The organism is Synechococcus sp. H55.2 (assembly GCF_047462495.1).
Lineage (GTDB): Bacteria > Cyanobacteriota > Cyanobacteriia > Thermostichales > Thermostichaceae > Thermostichus.
Window position 1 is genome coordinate 1 of record NZ_JANSJH010000002.1, and the last position, 21,280, is coordinate 21,280.

Here is a 21,280-nt window from a genome sequence, read left to right on the forward strand (position 1 = left end):
CCAGGTGCTCAGAGGCATTAGGCAAGAGTTAAGAGGATTCTTGCGGCACTTCTGCGCTTTGATCCGAGCCAACAACCCCAGGCCGGCCCTTTCGGATCCCTTGCACCACGGTCACTGTGAGCAGATGGGAGAGCAAACCCACCGGCCCAGCAAACAAGCACAAAAGCAGAGAGTGAGTTGTCCAAACTCGCTTTTCCCAGCCTTCCAAGAAGATCCAGCGGCCCACAAATAGATCCATCACAATGTAGTGAACCCATCCCGTCGCCATGACCGAGGGCTGGCTGAATAGAGAAGTCAGGCTGTTCAGAGATAGCTGAGGATTGGAAAACTCCTGGAGAGCATTGGCGTTAAATCCGGTAACCAGAAGATAGAGATAAACTGTTGCCAAAAGGGCAATGGGCAAAAGCGACTCCATCACCCTACGGGTCACTTTCCAGCCCGGCAGCAGGATCATCAAAGCCCAAAAAGGCAAAGCAAACCAATTGGCCGCGTTGAAGAGGGTCTCCAGCATATCCAGCAACTCCTGACGCTTGGAAAATGTCTTCACATGTTTGCAACGATGGTGTTGTTGAGCTCCATTTTGAAAACCCAGGCTCTGGAGCGGACAAAAAGGCGGGGCACTCTTGAACCTTGCCTTGAGCCCAGACGGGTCACAGCCGGGCAGACACTGCTTTCCCCAAAGCCAGAGGGATCCCAGCTTCTATTCCGGCTGGCGCAGTCTGGCAGTTGCAATGGCACTGATCGCACGGCCACTGTCGGTGGCGGAAGCAATGCGGGAAATCCGGGATCCCGTATCGGCCATGGCCCAGAAGCTGCCGATGCTTTTGGCCGTAGAGGTGCCCAGGGGAAATTCCACTGCATTAGAGTCCGGGGATTGCTCCTGAGAAGAGATCAACACTGCTGCTTCCCCACCTTGCCCAGCTACTGCTGGAGTGGAAGGTTCCGGCGTGGGCTGAGAGGCTTCTGCTGGGCGGGGAGAAGGTGGCTGCAGCGGCATCTCGCCAGGGAGGGTTTGGGGGGCCTTGCCAGGGGGTACGGGGGGAGCTTGGCCGGCGATCTTTCCCCAGAAAGCTTGGAGGAGTTGCCACATGGCTAAGTTGGCTCCTGAGCGAAAGGGCAGTGAGGAATGGTGCTATCCTGCCATGCTCTGACCTGAGAATCCACTCCCTCTGCAAGCCTTGCTAGAGCAAAGTCATAATGAGTATGATTAAGGAGCTTACCTAGGGAGAAAATTCACCATGGCGCACATTCGCGAGATTCCCCTGGCCCAAATTCGTCGCCCCTTGCCGCGGCAGACGGATCCGGAGAAAGTGCGGGCGCTGATGGCTTCCATCGAAGCAATCGGGCTGCAGGAGCCGATCGAAGTTTTGGAAGTGGAGGGAGAATACTATGGGTTCTCCGGCTGCCACCGCTACGAGGCATTTGTCCGCTTGGGCAAGGAGCGGATCCCCTGTCGGGTGCGCAAGGCGCCGCGTTCTGTTTTGCAGCTACACCTGGCCTGAAAGAGAGTCCGGCTCCTCTTGGGCGCTGTAGCCTCGCTCATAGGCAAAGCGCACCAGTTGCGAGCGATTTTCCAGAGAAAGCTTGCTGAGGATGTTGGTCAGGTGAGTTTGCACAGTGCGCGGGCTGATGAACAGCTTCTCGCCGATTTGCTTGTTGGTGAGGCCGCGGATCACTTCCCGGAACACCCGCTCCTCAGCAGGGGTAAGGGGAAGATCTGCCAAGGTGGGACGGGGGGCAGTTTCGGCTTTGGCCTGGGTTTGCTGCTGGATCAGGCGCAGAATCTCCAACTGGGTGCGGCGGGATCGTTCGATTTGCGCCTCGATCTTGGCCACCAGCTCCAGCGGCTCGAAGGGCTTGATGATGTAGTCGTCGGCTCCCCACTCGTAGCCCTGAACGCGGTCGTCCAGCTCACTGCGAGAGGAGAGAAAGATAAAGGGGACGAGTTCGCCGCCCCGCTGTTGCCGCAGTTGCCGGCAAAACTCGAAGCCATCCATTTCCGGCATCACCACATCCGACACCACCACATCCGGCTGCTCTTGGGCAAACAGGCGCAGCCCTTCTACACCCGAAGTGCCCGTACAAACCCGATAGCCGTGCTGAGTCAAGTGGCGGCTCAGCACCTTTAAAGAGAGGGGATCGTCATCTACGACCAATACGCGCTTCATGATGACTAGCGGGAGAGGCTGTTGAGGAATGACTAAAGAGATGATCTGAGGGCGCTATTCACCTCTTGCCGCAAGTTTAAGTCCAGATAGGATGCTGGCGATCAACTAACCCCTGCCCCATAATAGTCGTTCCAGAAGCAGTCTTGCTGCCGGCTCAGGCGGACTGGGAAATAGGTTTGTTTAGGCTCCCATCCCGGAGTAGCGTTGCAAACCCTTGCGCCACAGCCAGCGGTTGACCAGCCAAAACAGCCCCAGCCAGGCCAGGCCCATGGCAAAACCGCGCGGGATATCTTGTGGGATCCCCACCCAGAGGCCGGCGGGAAAATGTACCAAGTAGGGAAAGGGCGTCCAGGCCAAGACCTGGCGCACCGCCGGTGGAAACACCTCCAGAGGGGCGATCACCCCCGACAAAAACAGGTACACCAAGAAATGAAGCTGCTCCAGAGCCGATATTCGCTCCACCCAAAAGGCCAGCAGCGCCAGGGTGTACTGCATAAGAAAGCGCAGGGCAAAAGCCAACAGAATGGCCAGGGATCCCAGTGCCACCTGTTGCCAAGACGGGATCCAAAAAGCACGGGGGTAGAGCAGAAAAAAGAGGGCAATCAAAGCCACGGTAAAGGGGAGGCGGGCCAGGCGCTCCATCAGGTGGCTGGCGACGTGGTGCCAAGCGGGATCCAGAGGCTGCAACAGACGCGGCGATAACTTGCCTTCGACGACCTCCCGCTCAAAGTCCCAGATCACCCAGGTGATGCTGAACTGGCGCACCAGGAACACGGCCAGAAAATAGCGGCTGAACTCCAGGGAAGAGAGCGAGAAATCTCCTGAACGGGCGGCTTCGCTCCAGAGCCCCATCATGATCAAGGGCAGGGATCCGGCCAACACCCACAGGATCAGCTCCGCCCGGTACTCCAGCATGTAGGCGTAGTAGGCGGCAAAGAGGGCGCTCAGCTTGCGAAAAAAGGCGTTCATTGAGGCTCTGAAGGGGCAAGCGGACATAGAGTGGGCAACAGGCCGGCCAGATTGACCACCGCTCCCACCACGACAATGGCGGGCGGTGCTACAGGCGAGGGCTGACCGGCTAGAGTCTCCAAACGGAGCAGATGAATCTCTTGCTCCGGCGTGGTGCCCCAGCGGATCAGGGCAACGGGGGTGTCGGGAGCTTTGCCGCCGGCCAACAATTCGGCGGCGATGTGGCCGAGGTTGTGCATACCCATGTAGATCACCAAGGTTTCTACGGCCTCGGCTAGGGCGCGCCAATTGACCTGGGGGCGGTATTTCCCTACTGCCTCATGGCCGGTTACGAAGGCAACCGAGGAGCTGAGGTCGCGATGGGTGAGTGGGATCCCAGCATAGGCGCTGGCGGCCATGCCCGCCGTAATTCCCGGCACCACTTCCACCGGGATCCCGGCCTGCACCAGGGCCAGCATCTCCTCGCCCCCCCGCCCGAAGATGAAGGGATCCCCGCCCTTGAGGCGCACCACCACGGCTGCCGTCTGGGCTTTCTCGATCAGCAAGGCCGTGATCTGCTCCTGCGGGAGGGTATGGGCGCCGCAGTGTTTGCCGGCGTAGATTCGTTCTGCTGTGGGTGGGATCAGATCCAAAATGGGGGATCCCACCAGGGCATCGTAGATGACCACGTCCGCATGGGCGAGCAGCGCTTTGCCCTTGACCGTCAGCAGTCCCGGATCCCCAGGCCCTGCCCCCACCAGATACACTTTGCCCATCTCAAATCCCAATAGCTTGTCGGAAATATCTATTCTGCTGGAACAGGACAGTTTTGACCAACCAACCCTACTTCCCGGTCAGACAGGCCGTCTGCAGGGTCTCCTGGATGGCCTGTACCACCTGGGGATCCCGCCAGAGGGGCGGCTCCACCGTAATCTGCAGCAAGGGCCATTCTCGCTGTAGCCGCTGAGCTTGTTCTTGTAAAGCGCGCAGCAGACCGCCCGGAAAAAGAAAAAACGGCAGCACCCGCAGGCGATACTGGCTCAGACGCAGGCAATGGATTACAGCCGCTTCCAGTGTCGGGGGCTGGGCGGCAAAAGCCAGGTGGATGGGAATTCCGGGCAGGCGCTGTTCCAGAGCTTGGATCCCGGCCTGGAGCTGGGCGGCAAATCCCGGCAGGCGGCTGCCATGGCCAAATAGGATCCAGCCGTGGGTCAGTTCCCCCAACCGCTGCGCCGCAACCACGCGAGCCGCCACCAAATCGATCAGGGCTGGGTGCTGGCCGATGGGGGGCGTCAGCAGCAACTGCAGGCGCGGCCAGCGAGCTTGAACCTGCTCCACCGCAGCCGGCAAATCCTCCTCCACATGGGATCCCCCGCCCATAAACAGCGACAGCAGCACCACCGGCCCATCGACTCTATCCAGACAGGAGGCCAATTGTCTGTGAATCTGCTCTGCCAAGGTCAGGGGCTGACCTTCCAACTGGGCCAGCTCCACCGGCTGAGGAGACAGCCGCTGCCGCACCCGGGCCAGCAAATCCGCCGCCGCCTGTTGGTATTCCGGATCCCGGCTGCCGTGACAAACCAAAAACACCAGTGGAGCTAAGGACATGGCAGAAGTCAGGGATCCAGAGGCAACTGTTCTATTTTGCTACTTAGAAAGGTTCCGGCAACGTCTCGCGCCGGATCTGCGCGTATGATTTGATAAAGTACACATCCTTTTTTCAGACTCGTCGGCCCTTTCCCAGGATTTCATGTCATTTGAGAATCGTTCCACCACCCCCGAACTGTTGATCCATGTTTTGCGGGAAGGGTTGACCGAATCTATCCATCATTGCCAAGCGGTCGTGGCCGATAGCCGCGGGCGCTCCCTGGCCATGGCCGGCAACAGCACCACCCCTGTTTTTGCCCGTTCTGCGCTCAAACCTTTCCAAGCGCTGGCCATGCTCTCCACCGGCATCCGCGAGCGCTACCGCCTCAGCGAGAAGGATATCGCCATTATGTGCGGATCCCATCAGGGCACCACGGCCCATGCGCGGCAGGTGTTCAGCATGCTCTGGCGCGCCGACCTGTCTCCCGAGCTGCTGGTCTGCCCCACCCCACCCGGCAAGCCCAGCCCCCTGTGCCACAACTGCTCCGGCAAGCATGCTGGCATGCTGCTAGCAAGCCGCGCCCAGAACTGGACCCTGCCGGACTACGCCCAGCGGCAACACCCCGTTCAGGCCCTGGTGCGGGCTAAGTTGGCGGATCTATTGCAGATGCCTTCGGAAGAGTTTTTGTTTGCCCGCGATGACTGCGGCGTGCCCACCTACCAACTGCAACTGAACCATTTGGCCTCTCTATTTGCCCAACTGACTGCCGGCGAGCGGCCCGACTTGGAGGCCATCGCCCGCGCCATGACCCACCACCCGGAAATGGTGGCCGGACAGGGATGTTTCGATACAGAATTGATGCGGGCTACCCAGGGAGAGCTGGTCAGCAAGTCCGGCGCCGAAGGGATCCAGTGCATTGGGCGCGTCGGAGAGGGGATGGGCCTGGCCATCAAGGTACAGGATGGGGCCGCGCGGGCCAAATATGCCTTGGCTTTGCATCTGCTGCAGCGCATGGGCTGGATCCAACCTGCCGCTGCCGAAATGCTAGGGGAGCGCTTCCTCGCCGTCGGCCCCTACACCCGCCTGGAGGTGGAAGGGGAGCTGCGCATGCCCTGAGCCCTCAGCGCTGAAAGGGATTTTGGTAGGGGTTGGGGCCTTGGCCCTTGTTGCGGTACTTGGGATTGATGGTCAAGGTGCCGGAGCCCAGGCCCCGCTGCGCCAAAAACTCCAGGTTGCGGCGGCGCATGATGGTGTCGTAGTCATCCTTAACGCGATCTTCCAGGATAGCCATCTGCTGCAGCGCGCTCAGCAAAATGGCAGCCGCCTGTTCGGGGCTGTAGCCGTTTTGGGAGGCATAGCGCACGGCGAATTCATCGGCTGCGACTTGCGCTTTTTGTCCCTTTTCTGCTTTACGCAGCAGAAACACCGCCGATGCCGCCAAGCCGGCTGCCAGGCCCACGCCGAGGTTATCCCCCATTTGTAGCTCCACCAAAATGCCCATGCTGCCGGCCCCGATCAAGGCGGGATACAGCAACAGGGCCGACCAGTTATCCCCCAAGGCCAGCTCGGTGGCCATCACCGCTTCCCGTAGAAAATAAATCTTTTGTTGGTCAGGGTTCAGCTTTTGCCAGCGGCTGAGGTCGATGGCGAAGCGGGTGTACTTTTGCCAGGGAAAGCGCCAGAGCGGCTGCACAACCCGAGATTGGTCAGGGGTGCCGATCTCGATCTGCACCTCGGGTCGGATCTCCACCGGGAGAAACTGGATCAGGCGGTCAAAGTCGGAAATGGTGTACATGCTGGCAGGGTGCGGTTATGAGGAGCGGTTGGAGATCATTACTCATACATAGTAAGGGATCCTAGCCTTCCTTGCAGGCTAGCTCCAAGGGAAGCCTTTTGGCGGGAGGGCCGGGGCAGCTGTTGTCCTAGTTTGAGGAGGGATCCCGGCTGGGGTGTTTGAGATCCGTCAAATCGTTGAGGCGGCGCAGGATCCCCCATCCTTGCAGGGCTTCCAGCAGGGCTTCCCGCACAACGGCTACCGTCTCTTGGTCGAGGGCCAGCCGCAGATAATCCACTGCCAGACGGGTTTGCTCGGGCTCCAGGTGACCCATTAAACTCTGCAAGCGGCGAACCCCTGCCAGCCGTTTGAAGGCGTCGGGAGAGGCAATGTCGCTGAGATGGCGCTCCAGTTGAGAACGCTGCCGCTCTTGTCGGCGGCTGAGCCACTCCCCAAACAGCAACGATAACAACGCCAGCGTGGCCAATCCCTGCAAAATAGCGCCGGTGGCCAGCCAACGCTGGTTGGATTCCGCCCAGATGGAAACGAGGGTGTAGGTGCCGAAGGTGGCGGCTGCCCCCGCGCCAACCGCCAGCAAAAGCGAGCGATCCGCCTGTCGCAACCAGGCTTGCCACTCCTGCCAGCGGCGGCTGAACTCGGGGCTGCGCACCCCGTAGAGCCCCAACATGACCGAGGTGCCCACTCCCAGAGAGAGGGCCAGCCGCCCATTCCAAAAGGCCAGCCCCGCCAAGGCCAAGCTCGACAGGGCCAAAACCCGCCATTGCGGCCCCGCTAGGATCCACAGCGCCACTTGGGATCCCGTCTCCATTGCCCCACGCCCCACCCGCTGCAGATACTCTGGCCAGGATCCCTGGCCGGTAGAGGGGCGACCCGATTGATGTTTCACCGCTGGCTACTCCCAAAACTTTGTCCCATCCGGCCTTCTGTAAGGTGGCAAGATGTAGACGCTTTTTTCTAACTACTAATAACTAATAAATTATGCTGGTTGCGTTTCGCCGAGACGACCGAGATAGATTTTCCACCCTTGGGTTTGCAACTGGGCATTTTTCTGCTGTACCGTCTGTTTGAGGCTTTCCCGGTAAGCGATCACCCGCCGCAGCAGGTCGGCATCCCCACTGGCCAAGATCTGCACCGCCAACAGACCCGCATTGTGGCCGTTGCCAATGGCCACCGTGGCCACCGGGATCCCTTTGGGCATTTGCACAATTGAGTACAGCGAGTCTATCCCCTGCAGAGGTTGGCTGAGCACCGGCACCCCGATCACCGGCAGGGGGGTGAGGGAGGCCACCATTCCCGGCAGATGGGCTGCCCCGCCTGCCCCGGCGATGATGACGCGGATCCCTTGGGTATGGGCGCGGCGGGCAAACTCCACCATCGCCTCCGGGGTACGGTGGGCACTGAGGATCTGCATCTGGTAAGGGATCCCAAACTCCTCGCACACCTGGGCGGCGGGTGCAAGGGTGGGCAGATCGGAGTCGCTGCCCATTAGGATGGCCACGAGAGGGGAGGGTTCCATAGGCTGCTGGCCCGGTGTAGCCGATCCATCATCGCATAGCCCAACCCCGTCGAGAGGGGTGGGGGTTCTGCCAACAGGAGCGTGGCATCCCCTTCATCCAGACGGCGCAAACTGGCAAAGAGGGCGCGGGCGGCTGTGTTGGGATCCGAGCCCAAGCATTCCACACTGAAAAGAACTCCTGGCCAGTGGCGGGAGAGGTGGTTTAGCAAAGCCTGGGGATCCGCGGCAAAACTGAGGATGCCCAGGTGGGAATGACCGGTCGCCAGGTGCTGTATCTGTTGCCAATCGCCGGGCTGAAGCTGGGCAAAGGCGGTGGGCAAAAGCCAGAGGGGCTTGCCAGGGGCATAGTGGCTGCTCAGCCGTCCCGGCGCCTCCGGCACTCCAGGGGCCTGTTCCGGGGCCAAGTGGATGGGTAGGCCCAGGTGGGCCTCCAGGGCTTCCAGCGGGATCCCCCCTGGGCGCAGCAGCGTCGGGATCCCTTCCGGGCTGAGCTTAAGCACGGTGGATTCCAGGCCCACGGCACACGCTCCCCCATCCAAGATGTAGGGGATCCGCCCGCCCAGCTCTGCAGCAACCGCTTGGGCTGAGGTGGGGCTGATGCGACCAAAGCGGTTGGCACTGGGAGCGGCCAGAGGGGTTTGTACTGCCTGCAGCAAGGCTTGAGCCACCGGGTGAGCGGGCACCCGCAGGGCAACGGTGGGCAACCCACTGCTCACCAGATCCGGCACAGTGGGGCACTTGGGCAGCACCAGGGTCAGAGGCCCCGGCCAAAAGGTGTCGATCAGGGATCCCAGCCAGGCGCGGGCGGTGGGAGTAAAAGCCGATACATCCACCAGCCATCCCTGCAATTCTTCTAGGGTCACCCCAGCCGGTAGATGTAGGATCAGGGGATCGAAGCGGGGGCGCTCCTTGGCGGCAAAAATACTCGCCACCGCCTGCTCATCCAAGCCATTGCCTGCCAAGCCATAGACCGTCTCCGTGGGCATGGCCACCAACTGGCCCTGTCGCAAGGCGGCAGCCGCTACGGCAATGTGTTCAGAGGTGGGAGAGAGAATTTCCGTTTCCATCCATGAGTTGGATTGGGGGCAAGGGCTAGGACAGATCCATTTTGTTGCTACTTTCAACGCTCACACGAGCCCGATCCAAAGCTGCCATCACTGCCCCCATGGCTCCAGAGCCCAAGAAGCCGGCAGTAGCCGCAGGGTTAGCCAGACCAGCTCTTGCCGAGAGCTCCGGCGGGGGGAACGGGATCCTCAGCGCCTGCAGCCGCTCAACCAGTCGCTCCAACAGCTTTATGGTTCAGCTCCTCAGCCCACTGCGGCAGGTACCCGGAAAAATCCTGTTTTTTGACAAACCGAAAAGGCCCCGACAGGGATCCCCAGATCACTTGATCGGTCTGGGGATCCCGCCCTTGGTCTAAGCTGTGAAAGTAGTCGGCCCCGATCTCAAATTCGCTGTACAGGTAGGTGGTTCTGCCTTTGCGTTCGACAATACAGCCTTTGCCGGGCACGCTGCGGCCCCGATAGCAGGATCCCGTCCATTCCACCTGAGTAATGCAGCCGGGCAAGAGTTCCAACTCGGCTGCTGTCAGGCTGGCCAATTTCTGCAACTCTCGACCGGCACACTTGTAGGAGTCAGGAGCCGTCAGCGCATAATTTTGAATCCGGATCCCTTCTGAGGTCTCGAAGAGGTGGATCACCCGCTGCCGGTAGGGCTGTTCAGGGTAAATATCGTACAGTTGCTCCACATAAAACCCCACCCCCTGCAACACCGACCAAGGCAAGGGGCATTGGTACACATGAATATTGGCGAACCAGACGGGCTCGGCGATCGCCTGTTGTAGGTTATTGAAGTGGCCTGCCATCCAGGTGGCCAGTCGAGCCAGTTGTGGGGAGACGGACATAGGTTTAGATGGGTTTAATGGGTTCAAAAGATGCAGATCGAGGGCTCTCTTTCGCGTCAGCGGGACGTAGTCCTTACTGTTTCGGATCCTCTACAACACGCTCTACAGAAATACACTCTAGTACTTTTGGGCAAGAGGGAACCACCTCATCGACGCGCTGGTGGGAAGGGGGTCGGGTCACGGGAACAGGCTAGAGTGGAGGAGCCAGACCACCTTTTGAGAGCTCGTTTGAGATGGACTGATGTCGGCCCTACCCACTCCTCTGCTGGGGCAATCCTTATCTGCCCTGAAAGACTGGGCAGTTGCCCAAGGACAGCCGGCCTATCGCGGGCAACAACTGCACACTTGGATCTACCAAAAAGGGATCCGCTCCCTGGAACAGGTGACGGTGTTTCCCAAAGCTTGGCGGGAGGCGGTGCAAAACTACCCGGTGGGGCGCTCGCGCATCGTGCAACGGACAGAGGCCCGCGATGGCACTGTGAAGTTTCTGCTGGGGCTGGCGGATGGGCAGTTGATCGAAACGGTCGGGATCCCAACGGCCAAGCGTCTGACGGTCTGTGTCTCTTCTCAGGTGGGCTGCCCCATGGCTTGCGATTTCTGTGCCACCGGCAAGATGGGCTACCGGCGCAACCTGGAGCTGCACGAGATTTTGGATCAGGTGCTGACGGTGCAGGAAGATTTTGGCCGTCGTGTCAGCCACGTGGTTTTTATGGGCATGGGGGAACCGCTGCTCAACCGCGATACGGTGGTGCAAGCCATCCGCAGCCTAAACCAAGATATCGGCATCGGCCAACGGCACATCACCCTCTCGACGGTGGGTGTACCTCGGCAAATTGCCTGGCTGGCGCAGCAGGATCTGCAAATTACTCTGGCGGTCAGCCTGCATGCCCCCAATCAAGAGCTGCGGCAGCGGTTGATCCCTGCGGCAACCCACTACCCTTTGGAGGCTCTGATCCAGGATTGCCGCGACTACATGCGGCGCACCGGGCGGCGAGTCAGCTTTGAATATACCCTGCTGTCTGGGGTGAACGATCTGCCCATTCATGCCCGCCAACTGGCGCACTTGTTGCAGCAGGCCAGCCGGTCAGGGGTGCAACTGCACGTGAACTTGATCCCCTACAACCCCATCTCGGAAGCCGACTATCAACGCCCCCATCCCGCACGAGTCGAGGCGTTTGTCCGCCAGCTTGAAGAGCACCAGGTGCAGGCCAGTGTGCGCCAAACCCGTGGCTTGGATGGCAATGCCGCCTGCGGCCAACTGCGGGGATCCTTTCTGCGCTCTTTGCCACGGGATTTGCCGGGCAACGCTTGCGCGAGTACATCAACTGAGTCCACAGGCGCGCTTTAACCAGGCGGCATCCTGTTCTGACAAGGTGGCGTGGTGGATGGCATAGACCTGCCGGTGATACTCATCAAGCCAAGCCCGTTGCGCCTCGTCTAAGAGATCCCAGTCGATCAGGCGCCCATCAAAAGGGATCCAAGTCAGGGAACGAAAGCCCATCCAGCCCTCCGGCTCCGGGATGGGGATCACCTCGTAGAGATTCTCCAGGCGGATCCCACCCCAGCCCGGCTGGTAGTAGCCCGGCTCGATGCTGGTGATCATACCCACCTTGAAGGGGGTGCTGGCGCGGCGGTGGATCCCGTTGGGCCCCTCGTGGACGTTCAAGAAGGCGCCGACGCCGTGGCCGGTGCCGTGGCCGTAGTCCAGCCCTGCCTGCCAGAGGCTGGAGCGGGCAATGCCGTCCAAGGAGACGCCGTAGGTATCGGGGGGAAAGATCTGGCGGGCGCACTGGATGTGGGCTTTCAGCACCTCGGTATAGCGCCGCTGGCACAGGGGATCCGCCGGTTGCGAGCCAATCCAGATGGTGCGGGTAGCGTCGGTGGTGCCCCCCAGGTAGTGGGATCCCGAATCCAACAAAAACAACTCGCCTGGCTGCAAGAACTTCTGGGGATCGGGGGTGCCGTAGTGGACAATGGAGCTGTTGGCGCCGGCCCCGGCGATGGTGTTAAAGCTCAGGCCCACCCAATCCCCTTCCTCGCGGTAGTGGGCCTCCATAACAGCAGCCACATCGGCTTCGCTGATGGGGATCCCCGCTTGAATTTGCCGGTCAATCCAGGCCAGGGTGCGGATCTTGGCCCGGCTGGCCTTGCGGTTGGCCAGCCGCATCTGCTCCAGCTCGGTGGGGTTTTTTACCGCCTTGAGGAGATCCACGGGGTGATCCAGCTCGCGACAGGGGATCCCTTGCAGCAGCTCTTGCGTGCCCTGAGTGGTTTGCTTGGGATCCAATCCCACCGGCCCGTAGCCCTTGGCCCACTGGGGCAGCTGTTCCGGGTAAGCCTCGTAAGGCCAGAGCTCGACCTCGGCTTCCACCAGCATTTGCCGAGCCGAGGGCGTGAGGCGCTCCAGGTCAGTAAGCAGGGCAACCCTCTCCAGGGCGACCAGCGCGTAGGCGCGGAACACTGGGTTGTAGGGGATGTCAGAGCCGCGCAGGTTAAACAGCCAAGCTACCTGATCCAACTTGGTTAGGGGCAACAATCCCACCCGCTTGCGGCGCATCTCCTGGCGCACCTGGGCCAGCTTGTCGCTGGCAGTAGCCCCGCAGAGGTGGACAGGGACAGGATAGATGGGCTGATCGGAAAGGGCCTGACGGGATCCCAGCTTGTCCACGGGGTTTTCCGCCACTGGAATCAGCAGCACCCCCCCGGCTTGGGCGTGGGTCTGCAACTGCCGGTAGCTGGCCACTGACACCGTGAAGGGATCCACTCCTAGGCGAAAGCCGGATCCCAGCTCTTCTACGATCTCCATCAGGCTGGGCTGATCCGGCAGGCCGCCTTTGATGACGGTAAACAGGTTGGGATCCACTTCCCGCTCCGCCTGCTCGTGGTAGCGGGGATCCACCCACAGCCAGGCCCTGTCTTGGCTGATCAGAGCATCGCCCACCGAGCCGGTAAAGCCTGTAATCCACTGCCGCCGCTTGCGATGTTCCAGCAAATACTCATTGAGGTGCTCATCAGCCGAGGGCACCCAAAAACCATCTAGATTTTGTTCCTGCAAAAGCTGGCGCAGCTGCTGCAAACGGGTGACAATCTCCGAACGGGGCAGGGTTTGGAGCATGGCAAGGACAAGAGGGAGATCTGGGCCGATGGCCCTAGAGACCAATATAGTTCTCTTTACCCTGGGAAAGCAGACGGAACATAGAGGAAGCGGCTACTGGGGCCGCTGCTCAACTCCAAAGCAGGAGCCAAGGGCTTCCGCGCCGCGTTTTTCAGCGATCGGGTGCAACCCTTGCCGCACTGCTTCTCCCAACCAGCACCGAAACGGCTGGCTACCTCGTTATTGAACGCCGTCGCGAACGCACCGCTCTAACTCCCCTCTCCCTCCGGGAGAGGGGTTGGGGGTGAGGGTCGTCCCTGAGGGAGAGGGGTTGGGGGTGAGGGTCGTCCCTGAGGGAGAGGGGTCGGGGGTGAGGGCTAGGATTCCGGAAAGCCGGCCTCTCGCCAAGCGCGGATGCCGCCGTCCATGGAGATCACGCGGCGGTAGCCCATCTTTTGCAGGTTGTCAGCTGCCAGCGCCGAACGAAAGCCGCCACCACAATAGAGGACAATTTCTGCTTCTTTGTCTGGGATCACCTTCTCGATATCCCGCTCGATGATGCCTTTGCTTAAGTGAATGGCGCCGACAATGTGGCCGGCCTGCCACTCCGACTCTTCCCGCACGTCAACCAAGTAGAAGGGATCCCCTTGCAGTTGTTTTTGCCTCACCTGTTCAACGGTGAGCTCTTGGATGCGGCTTTTGGCCTCGTTAACCAAAGCCAGGAAAGCAGGGGAGTGGTGGGACGCCATGCACACCTCGCAGAGAACCCAGCTCCCAGGATAAACCCAGGCCCAATCCAGTGAGGCAACGCCAAACCTCAAAATCGCTCCCCCCATGGCCAACCTGGACTCGGAAACCTCAAAACCTCGATCCTCAGCAAGCTAAACTAAGGGCAGATTTGCCGCCGGAGGCCCCCAGTTTGAGCTCTCGATTCACCCTTTCCCAACTGCTTGGGTTCCTTGCTCTGACTTTGAGCTGGGGGATCCCTTTCCCAAGCAAGGCACCGGCCCAGGCTGCCCCCATGCCTCTGGAAAGCGGGCTCCAAAAACAGGTCTCCGCCCCGGCACCGGCTCCCCTGGTGGAGTGGCTGAAGGAGCAAATGGACGCTGCCAACCGCCGCGACTTGCCGGGGGTGATGGCCGGCTACAGCCCCGACTTCCGCCACCGCGACGGCCTGGATCGGCAGGGAGTGGAAGAGGCCATTGGCAAGCTATGGGAGGCCCATCCCCAGTTGACCTACTCGGCGGAAATTGTCTCTTGGCGGCAGGTGGGCCCTGAGATCGTGGCCGAGATCGCCAGCCAAGTGCAGGGATCCCAAGCTTCAGCGCGGGGGGAGTTTCAGGTAAAGGCTTCCGCCCTGGTGCGTAACCGCTACCGCCCGGATGCGGCCAATCCAGGACAACTGCTGCTCGTAGACCAAGAAGTACTGCGGGAGGCCAGCACCCTCACCTCCGGCTCAGCACCTCCCACCGTCACCTTCGAGTTGCCGGAGGTGGTCAAGCCGGGATCCACCTACTCGCTGCAGGCCATTGTGGCAGAACCCCTCACCCAGTCCTTGCTGCTGGGCGCTGTCGATGAGCGGCCCGTGGCCGCGGCCAGCTACCTGGATCTGACCTCGTTTGCCCTCGAACCTCTGCAGGCGGGCGGGCTCTTCCTGCAGGCGGATGCCCCTCCAGAAGCAGGGGCTGAGTGGATCTCAGTGATGCTGGTCAACCAAAGTGGCCTTGTCGTCGAGAGCCGGCGTCTTACCATTCAACCCTGAGGGAGCCGACGTCTCTCAAGGGAGCCTTGTAGGACATATCGACTCCAAGCCCCTGCGGTCGTCGAAAACCTACAAAAAACTATCCGCTCTCTCCCACCGCCTAGGAGATAACAGGCGATCCGGGAGAGAGCGGCCTAGCGGGCCTTCAACTGGAACCTGACTGCCGGGAGGAACTCCAAGCGAGCCAGAACGCGAAGACTCCTCAGCAAGCTAAGGATCTGAGTTCAGGCCGTTAGAGAACAGCCCCGGCGCACAGCCGGCTGAACCCAACTTGACGACCCTTACAACTACTACTGTCTGGCATCCGCAGGAACCTCCCTTACTCAACAACATCCTGAGGCTAGCACAAATCTTTACCAAGGTGGCGGGCCGGATCCCTTCTCCCCAAGAGGGCTCCAACAAGGGGGAAGTCAGGAGGCAGCGCTGAGGAGAGAGCAACAGCGTAGGATAGAAGGACGCCCTTTAGCCTGCTCAAATTGCCGTGGACTACAAAAGTACCCTCAACCTGCCGCAAACTCAGTTTCCCATGCGGGCGGAGGCCGCCAAGAGGGAGCCCGCCATCCAAGCCTTTTGGCAGGAAGAACAGATCTATCAGCGTCTGTCGGAAACCAATCCCGGGGATCCCTTTGTGTTGCACGATGGGCCGCCCTATGCCAATGGCGACATCCACATGGGCACCACCCTCAACAAGATTCTCAAAGACATTGTGAACAAGTACCACATTCTGCGGGGGCGCAAGGTGCGCTATGTGCCCGGCTGGGATTGCCACGGCCTGCCCATTGAGCTAAAGGTGTTGCAAAGCCTCTCCCCCCAGGAGCGGGAAAGCCTCACCCCCCTGCAACTGCGGCAAAAGGCCAGAGAGTACGCCCTGCACTACGTCAACGTGCAGCGGGCCAGCTTTCAGCGGCTGGGGGTATGGGGATCCTGGGATCGGCCCTACCTGACCCTCTCGCCGGAGTACGAGGCAGCCCAGATCGAGGTGTTTGGCCAGATGGCCCTCAAAGGCTACATCTACCGCGGCCTCAAGCCCGTCCACTGGAGCCCCAGCTCGCAGACGGCCCTGGCGGAAGCAGAGCTGGAATATCCCGACAACCACGTCTCCCCCAGCATCTATGTGGCTTTTCCTCTGCAGAGCCTCAGCCCGGCGGCGCAGCCGGTTTTGGAGCCTTTTCTGCCGGGCTTGCGGGTGGCCATCTGGACCACTACCCCGTGGACGATCCCGGCCAACCTGGCCCTCTGTTTCAACCCCAAGCTCACCTATGCGGTGGTGGAGTCTCCCCGCTTCGGCCTGCTGTTGATTGCTGCCGATCTGCGAGAGCGGCTGGGAAAAGTCCTGGAGACCCCCTTAGAGGTCAAGGCCACGCTGCCGGGATCCGCCCTGGAATACTGCCAGGGACGCCACCCCCTCTTTGACCGTGCCAGTCTCTGTGTTTTGGGAGACTACGTCACCACCGAGTCCGGCACCGGCATTGTCCACACGGCGCCAGGCCACGGGGAAGACGACTTCAAAACCGGCCAAAAGTACGGCCTGCCCATCCTCAGCCCTGTGGACGAGCAGGGGAGATTCACCGCCGAGGCCGGATCCCAGTTTGTCGGGCTGGATGTGCTCTCCAAAAAGCCGGAGACCAGCGGCAACCTGGCCGTGATCAAAGCCTTGCAGGCTGCCGGCGCCCTGCTCAAGGAAGAACCCTACAACCACAAATATCCCTACGACTGGCGCACCAAGGAGCCGACCATCTTCCGGGCCACGGAGCAGTGGTTTGCGTCTGTAGCCGGCTTCCGAGAGCTGGCCCTACAGTCCATCAAAACCGTGAACTGGATCCCGCCGGAAGGGGAAAACCGCATCACCGCCATGGTCAAAGAGCGCTCCGACTGGTGTATCTCCCGCCAGCGGGCTTGGGGTGTGCCCATCCCTGTTTTCTACGACGAAGAGACGGGCGAGGTTCTGCTCACGGCCGAGACCCTCGAGCACATCAAAGCCATCTTTGCCCAGGAGGGATCCGACGCCTGGTGGAAGCGGCCGGTGGAAGAGCTGTTGCCGGAGCAGTACCGCCGCAATGGCCGCACCTACCGCAAGGGCACAGACACCATGGATGTCTGGTTTGACTCCGGCTCCTCCTGGGCGGCGGTGGCCAAGGCCCAGGGGCTGGGCTACCCGGTGGATCTCTACCTGGAAGGTTCCGACCAGCACCGGGGCTGGTTCCAGTCCAGCTTGCTGACTTCCGTGGCCGTCAATGGCTGTGCCCCCTACAAAGCAGTGCTCACCCACGGCTTTGTGCTGGACGAAAAGGGCCAAAAAATGAGCAAATCCCTGGGCAACGTCATCGATCCCCTGGTGCTCATCAACGGCGGCAGCAACCCCCAGACGGATCCCGCCTATGGCGCCGATGTGCTGCGGCTGTGGGTCTCCAGTGTGGACTACTCCGGCGATGTGCCGATAGGCAAGACCATCCTTGGGCAGATGGCGGACATATACCGCAAGATCCGCAACACGGCCCGCTTTCTGCTGAGCAACCTTTATGATTTCAACCCAGCGCAGGATGCTGTTCCTTTTGAAGCGTTGACGGAGTTGGATCGCTACATCTTGCACCGCCTGCAGGAGGTGGGAGAGGAAATCACCGCATCTTTTGAAAGCTACCAGTTCTACCGCTTTTTCCAGGCGGTTCAGAACTTCTGCGTGGTGGATCTCTCCAACTTCTACTTGGATATCGGCAAGGATCGCCTCTACATCAGCCATGCCCGCAGCCGGCGGCGGCGGCAATGCCAGACGGTGCTGTCGCTGTTGCTGGAGAACTTGGCCAAGGCCATCGCTCCAGTGCTTTCCCACCTCGCAGAAGAGATCTGGAGCTACCTTCCCTACCCCAAGCTTACCCGCTCGGTGTTTGAAGGGGGCTGGATGCAGCTGCCAGAGCACTGGCGGGATCCCCAGTTGGCGGCCACCTGGGAAAAGCTGCGGGCGGTGCGGCAGGAGGTGAACAAAGCGCTGGAGCAAGCCCGCACCGACAAGGTCATCGGCGCTTCCACCGAGGCCAAACTGATCTTGAAGGTGGCGGATCCCCATCTGTACTCCCTCTTGGAAGAGCGGGCGGCAGAGCTGCGCTACTTGTTCATCACTTCCCAAGTCGAGCTGGTCAAGGCCGACCCTGGAGAGGAAGACCTGCAGGTTGCCGTTCAGCCGGCGGACGGGAAAAAATGCGTGCGCTGCTGGAACTATTCCACCCGCGTGGGCGAGTTTGCCGAACACCCAGAGCTGTGCGAGCGCTGTGTAGCCGCCTTAGCTGGGGAGTTTTAATGCCGGGGTGGGTTGGCTGCAAGCGTGCTCGATATGCGTGTACAACACCTTGCCGCGCAGGGGCTTCTCTAGCCAGGGAGTGGCGTGGGATCGGGAGTGGAGGGTGGCGGCAGAAACCGTCCACGGGTGGGCGGGATCAAACAGCACCCAGTTGCTGTGGGGGGTGAGGGTGGGCGGATCTAAGTTGAGGCAGCGGGCCGGGTACAAGCTAAGGGCCGACCACAGTTGCAGGGGGGTCAGGGATCCGGTTGCCACCAGATGCTGCCACAGCAGCGGCAGAGCCAGCTCCAGGCCCATCGCCCCTGGCGGAGCATCGGCAAAGGGCAGGGTTTTCTCTTCATAGGTGTAGGGGTGGTGATCTGTGGCGATCCCCAGGCTGCCGGAGCGGATCCCGGCGACGAGAGCCGCGCGGTCGGCGGCGCTGGGAAGGGGGGGCAAAAGACGCAGGTGGGGATCGTAGCGGTGCTCCCGGACGGCTTCTTCGGACAAGATCAGGTGCATCCAGGAGGTGCTGGCGGTCAGCGGCAATCCTTCGGCTTGGGCTTGCTGGATCATCTCCAGGCTGCGGGCTTGGCTCAGGCGCATGATGTGCACCGGCGGGGGGGAAGGAACAGTTCTGATCACCTCCAACAGGCGGGCCAGAGCGGCTGTTTCGGCACTGGCAGGGATCCCTTTCAGCCCCAGGCGCAGCGCCCAGATCCCTTCGTAGAGGCTGCCTTGCCCGGCCAAGCTGGGATCCCAGGCCCAAAGCAGCAGGGGCTTGTTCTCCAGCCGCAGATATTCTAGAGCCCGCCGCAGCAGCGCCAAGGAGCGCAGCGGCTGAACCTCCGCAAAGCCAACCGCTCCTGCTTGCGCCAGTTCTCCCCATGGGGTCGGGGTTTCTCCTTGGCCGCCCACGCTCAGGGCAGCTAAGGGCAGCCAGCGGGGATCCCCAGGTTGGCGGGGGTAGCGGTTCAGGTGCTCTGGGCGATCCAGCACCGGAAACCAGCCGGTTCCGGGCGGGGGGGCGGGCAGAAGCGCCACCTGGGCGAAGCCTCCCGCCAAAGCCGCTGTAGCCAAAGAGGCCAGGGTCTCGCGGCTGTGGGATAGACCGTTGCCAACCATCTCGCCGCTGTGGGCGTACAGATCCAGCAAACCCGGCCCTAGAACCCAACCGGAGCCATCAAGGGTGGGGATCTCGGCAGGGATCCCTGCCGGCTCGCTGGCCCGGAGGCGACCTTCCTGCAACCACACGTCGGTCACTTCCTCCCGCTGGCGCAAGGGATCCAGCAGGCGCACTGCTCGGAGGCGCACGTCTTTTCCCAGCAGCTCAGGGGGGAACAGAGAGGGCCCCATCTTCACAAAGCTCCGGCGGTGGTGCAGTCCAGGATCTGGCCGGACAGGTGGGTGGTGAGGTTCAACACCTTTAAAACCGGGGCGCCTTCTTTACCTTCTGGGTAGTCGATCACCGTAATGGCACCGTTCCCCTGCTTGAAGATCCAAAAGGCTTGTGGGGAAAGGTCGAACAACTGACAGATGATGGCCTTGTTGATGGCGTCGTGGGCAACAACTACCGCTGTGCCTTGGGGAAATTGGGCGGCGGTGATGGCCAAAAGCTCCTGCCAGGCCGAGCGAGTCCGCGCCCACACCTGGTCAAGGTTTTCCCCGTTGGGCATTTGCACACTGGCGGGATCCCGCTGCCAGCGCTCCAGCGCGCCGGGGTATTCGGCTTCCACTTCGCTCTGCAGCTTGCCCTCCCAGTCGCCGTGGCAGATCTCCTGCAAGTCGGGCATGGGGCGCAAGATCAGGTTGCTGTGGTTGCTGCAGATGGCGTCGGCTGTGGCCCAGGGGCGCTTCAGGGGGCTGGAGAAGGCCAGTTGCAGGGGTTGAGTGGCCAAAAATTCTGCCACCTTGGCTGCCTGTTCTTCCCCGGTGGCATTGAGGGGAATGTCCCGCTGCCCCTGAAAACGGCGCTCCCGGTTCCATTGGGTTTCCCCATGCCGCACCAGCAAGATGCGGATCCCCTGCTTGCGCTTGGGCAGAGCTGGGCCGAGGTGAGCAGTGATGTTCAAAGATTCCAGTTGCGGCGGCCCCTGCAGGCCCTCAGGGAAATTGAGCACGCTGATGGCGCAGTTATCCTGCCCCAGACGGTGATAGTGGTGTGGCCCCAGGCCAATGGCGGTGCTGACCAAGGCGCGATTGATGCCGCTGTGGCCCACAACGAGGATATTGAGGGTCTGGCTTGGGGCGGACTCTGCTCGGGCAGCAGATTGCAAGTGCTCGGCCAGCATTTGCCAAAACTCCCGCGCCTGCTGCCAGAGATCCCGCACCGGAAAGCGCCCCTGCAGCTCCAGGCTGTCGGGATGGTGCCGCCACAGATGGTAGTCTTCGGGGTATTTCTCCTTCACCTCGGCAAAGGTCAGCCCTTCCCAAGCCGTCAGGTCGATCTCTCGCAGTTGCTCGGTAATCTGCAGAGGGATCCCTTCTCGCTCTTTCAGGATGATGCGAGCGGTATCGAGGGCGCGAGAAAGGGGACTGCAATAGGCGTAATCCAACGGGATCCCGGCCAGGGCTGCGGCGACGCGCTGCGCCTGCACTGCTCCGCTGGGGGCCAGACGAGAGAGATCGGAGCGGCCTTGAATGCGATTTTCCAGGTTAAAGGTGCTCTCACCATGGCGCACGATCAAGATGCGCAGGGCAGGCTGAGCCATCGCTTGCACTTTACCCACTCATGAACACCTTCTAGAGTATCGCCATTGGGCGGTGCTTGCCTTGGCCAATTACCGGTTGGGTTGCAGACTGAGGGTTGTTTCGGTTGGCTGCCGCTTATCGTGAGGGCATCTTGGCCACCTTGGAGGAGAGCTACCATGCTGCGTTCCCATTGGCAGAGGTTTTGGCTGGAATGGACATTGGCCACGTTGTTGGGGCAGGGGGCCGGCCTGGTGCTCTTTGCCTTGGTCGTGGTGATGTTGAGTCAGTTTTTCCGTCCGCCGCTGCTGCTCTTGGGCCTGGTGCTGGGTTTTTCGCGCGGGCTGGGGGTGGGGATCGGCCAGGGGCTGGCGCTGGGATCCCGGATTTTGCTCTCGACGGAGCAGGCTGTGGCCTGGGTGGGCGCAACTGCTCTGGGCTGGGCTGTGGCTGACGCAACAAATGGGCAATGCTTGGCTGGGGGTGGTGGTGGCAGGAGCGATTTTGGGCTTGGCGCAATGGCTGGCCCTGCGCTCAGGTGACGGCG

At 61.2% G+C, this 21,280-nt stretch carries 21 protein-coding genes; 6 read left to right on the forward strand and 15 right to left on the reverse strand.

The annotated features are described in order from the left end of the window. Positions 1 to 28 precede the first annotated feature (28 nt). Together NW844_RS00380 and NW844_RS00385 are read right to left on the reverse strand one after the other, a co-directional pair. On the reverse strand, positions 29 to 511 hold the full coding sequence (locus NW844_RS00380; protein ID WP_414332457.1) for an ABA4-like family protein: 483 nt from the start codon (positions 509 to 511) through the stop codon (positions 29 to 31). A gap of 189 nt (positions 512 to 700) precedes the next feature. After that, positions 701 to 1,090 carry a hypothetical protein gene (locus NW844_RS00385; protein ID WP_414332459.1) on the reverse strand — a complete coding sequence of 130 codons (390 nt, stop codon included), beginning with the start codon at positions 1,088 to 1,090 and terminating at the stop codon, positions 701 to 703. Between the two features lie 148 nt (positions 1,091 to 1,238). Between NW844_RS00385 and NW844_RS00390 the strand changes: the two genes are divergently transcribed. After that, on the forward strand, positions 1,239 to 1,502 hold the full coding sequence (locus NW844_RS00390) for a ParB N-terminal domain-containing protein (RefSeq protein WP_414332461.1): 264 nt from the start codon (positions 1,239 to 1,241) through the stop codon (positions 1,500 to 1,502). Here the strand turns inward: NW844_RS00390 and NW844_RS00395 are convergent. The 4 genes from NW844_RS00395 to NW844_RS00410 form a co-directional block, all read right to left on the reverse strand. Beyond that, positions 1,488 to 2,168 (reverse strand): response regulator transcription factor, encoded by a 681-nt coding sequence (locus tag NW844_RS00395; protein ID WP_414332463.1) that lies wholly within the window; start codon positions 2,166 to 2,168, stop codon positions 1,488 to 1,490. The genes NW844_RS00390 and NW844_RS00395 overlap by 15 nt on opposite strands. A 180-nt stretch (positions 2,169 to 2,348) precedes the next feature. Beyond that, positions 2,349 to 3,137, reverse strand: a complete 789-nt coding sequence (locus NW844_RS00400; RefSeq protein WP_414332465.1) for an ABC transporter permease — start codon at positions 3,135 to 3,137, stop codon at positions 2,349 to 2,351. After that, complete coding sequence (gene cobA, locus NW844_RS00405) at positions 3,134 to 3,892, reverse strand: uroporphyrinogen-III C-methyltransferase (protein ID WP_414332467.1); 759 nt, start codon at positions 3,890 to 3,892, stop codon at positions 3,134 to 3,136. Before cobA ends, NW844_RS00400 begins: the two co-directional genes overlap by 4 nt. A gap of 67 nt (positions 3,893 to 3,959) precedes the next feature. Further along, positions 3,960 to 4,724, reverse strand: a complete 765-nt coding sequence (locus NW844_RS00410) for a sirohydrochlorin chelatase (RefSeq protein WP_414332469.1) — start codon at positions 4,722 to 4,724, stop codon at positions 3,960 to 3,962. Positions 4,725 to 4,866: 142 nt separating this feature from the next. On the opposite strand from NW844_RS00410, the gene NW844_RS00415 reads away from it, so the two are divergent. Next, on the forward strand, positions 4,867 to 5,820 hold the full coding sequence (locus tag NW844_RS00415) for an asparaginase (protein WP_414332471.1): 954 nt from the start codon (positions 4,867 to 4,869) through the stop codon (positions 5,818 to 5,820). Between the two features lie 4 nt (positions 5,821 to 5,824). Here the strand turns inward: NW844_RS00415 and NW844_RS00420 are convergent, their stop codons facing one another. The 5 genes from NW844_RS00420 to NW844_RS00440 all read right to left on the reverse strand — a co-directional run bounded on the left by NW844_RS00420 (position 5,825) and on the right by NW844_RS00440 (position 9,918). Then, positions 5,825 to 6,499 (reverse strand): DUF3318 domain-containing protein, encoded by a 675-nt coding sequence (locus NW844_RS00420; protein WP_414332473.1) that lies wholly within the window; start codon positions 6,497 to 6,499, stop codon positions 5,825 to 5,827. Positions 6,500 to 6,626: 127 nt separating this feature from the next. Continuing rightward, positions 6,627 to 7,385 carry a hypothetical protein gene (locus NW844_RS00425; protein WP_414332475.1) on the reverse strand — a complete coding sequence of 253 codons (759 nt, stop codon included), beginning with the start codon at positions 7,383 to 7,385 and terminating at the stop codon, positions 6,627 to 6,629. Positions 7,386 to 7,475: 90 nt separating this feature from the next. Beyond that, positions 7,476 to 8,015, reverse strand: a complete 540-nt coding sequence (purE, locus tag NW844_RS00430; RefSeq protein WP_414332477.1) for a 5-(carboxyamino)imidazole ribonucleotide mutase — start codon at positions 8,013 to 8,015, stop codon at positions 7,476 to 7,478. Continuing rightward, on the reverse strand, positions 7,985 to 9,082 hold the full coding sequence (locus NW844_RS00435) for an L-threonylcarbamoyladenylate synthase (protein WP_414332479.1): 1,098 nt from the start codon (positions 9,080 to 9,082) through the stop codon (positions 7,985 to 7,987). The genes purE and NW844_RS00435 overlap by 31 nt, the downstream gene beginning before the upstream one ends. A gap of 203 nt (positions 9,083 to 9,285) precedes the next feature. Next, positions 9,286 to 9,918, reverse strand: coding sequence for a chromophore lyase CpcT/CpeT (locus tag NW844_RS00440; protein ID WP_414332481.1), 633 nt, complete (start codon positions 9,916 to 9,918; stop codon positions 9,286 to 9,288). A gap of 241 nt (positions 9,919 to 10,159) precedes the next feature. Here NW844_RS00440 and rlmN point away from each other — a divergent pair, with 241 nt between their 5' ends. Then, positions 10,160 to 11,266 carry a 23S rRNA (adenine(2503)-C(2))-methyltransferase RlmN gene (rlmN, locus tag NW844_RS00445; protein WP_414332483.1) on the forward strand — a complete coding sequence of 369 codons (1,107 nt, stop codon included), beginning with the start codon at positions 10,160 to 10,162 and terminating at the stop codon, positions 11,264 to 11,266. On the opposite strand, the gene NW844_RS00450 is transcribed toward rlmN, so the two are convergent. Both NW844_RS00450 and NW844_RS00455 read right to left on the reverse strand, forming a co-directional pair. Next, complete coding sequence (locus tag NW844_RS00450; RefSeq protein ID WP_414332485.1) at positions 11,240 to 13,033, reverse strand: aminopeptidase P family protein; 1,794 nt, start codon at positions 13,031 to 13,033, stop codon at positions 11,240 to 11,242. The two genes, rlmN and NW844_RS00450, sit on opposite strands and share 27 nt — an antisense overlap. Before the next feature lie 356 nt (positions 13,034 to 13,389). Next, positions 13,390 to 13,761 (reverse strand): rhodanese-like domain-containing protein, encoded by a 372-nt coding sequence (locus NW844_RS00455; protein WP_414332487.1) that lies wholly within the window; start codon positions 13,759 to 13,761, stop codon positions 13,390 to 13,392. Between the two features lie 272 nt (positions 13,762 to 14,033). Here NW844_RS00455 and NW844_RS00460 point away from each other — a divergent pair, with 272 nt between their 5' ends. Continuing rightward, on the forward strand, positions 14,034 to 14,774 hold the full coding sequence (locus tag NW844_RS00460) for a hypothetical protein (protein ID WP_414332489.1): 741 nt from the start codon (positions 14,034 to 14,036) through the stop codon (positions 14,772 to 14,774). A gap of 526 nt (positions 14,775 to 15,300) precedes the next feature. Continuing rightward, positions 15,301 to 18,066: an isoleucine--tRNA ligase gene (ileS, locus tag NW844_RS00465; protein WP_414332573.1), complete on the forward strand. Its 2,766-nt coding sequence runs from the start codon at positions 15,301 to 15,303 to the stop codon at positions 18,064 to 18,066. Here ileS and NW844_RS00470 read toward each other — a convergent pair. Beyond that, positions 18,049 to 19,401 carry a dihydroorotase gene (locus NW844_RS00470; RefSeq protein ID WP_414332491.1) on the reverse strand — a complete coding sequence of 451 codons (1,353 nt, stop codon included), beginning with the start codon at positions 19,399 to 19,401 and terminating at the stop codon, positions 18,049 to 18,051. The two genes, ileS and NW844_RS00470, sit on opposite strands and share 18 nt — an antisense overlap. Before the next feature lie 2 nt (positions 19,402 to 19,403). Further along, entirely contained in the window at positions 19,404 to 20,756 is a 1,353-nt protein-coding gene (locus NW844_RS00475) for a histidine phosphatase family protein (RefSeq protein WP_414332493.1), read from the reverse strand. Positions 20,757 to 20,912: 156 nt separating this feature from the next. Between NW844_RS00475 and NW844_RS00480 the strand changes: the two genes are divergently transcribed. Continuing rightward, complete coding sequence (locus NW844_RS00480) at positions 20,913 to 21,275, forward strand: hypothetical protein (RefSeq protein ID WP_414332495.1); 363 nt, start codon at positions 20,913 to 20,915, stop codon at positions 21,273 to 21,275. Positions 21,276 to 21,280: the final 5 nt, after the last annotated feature.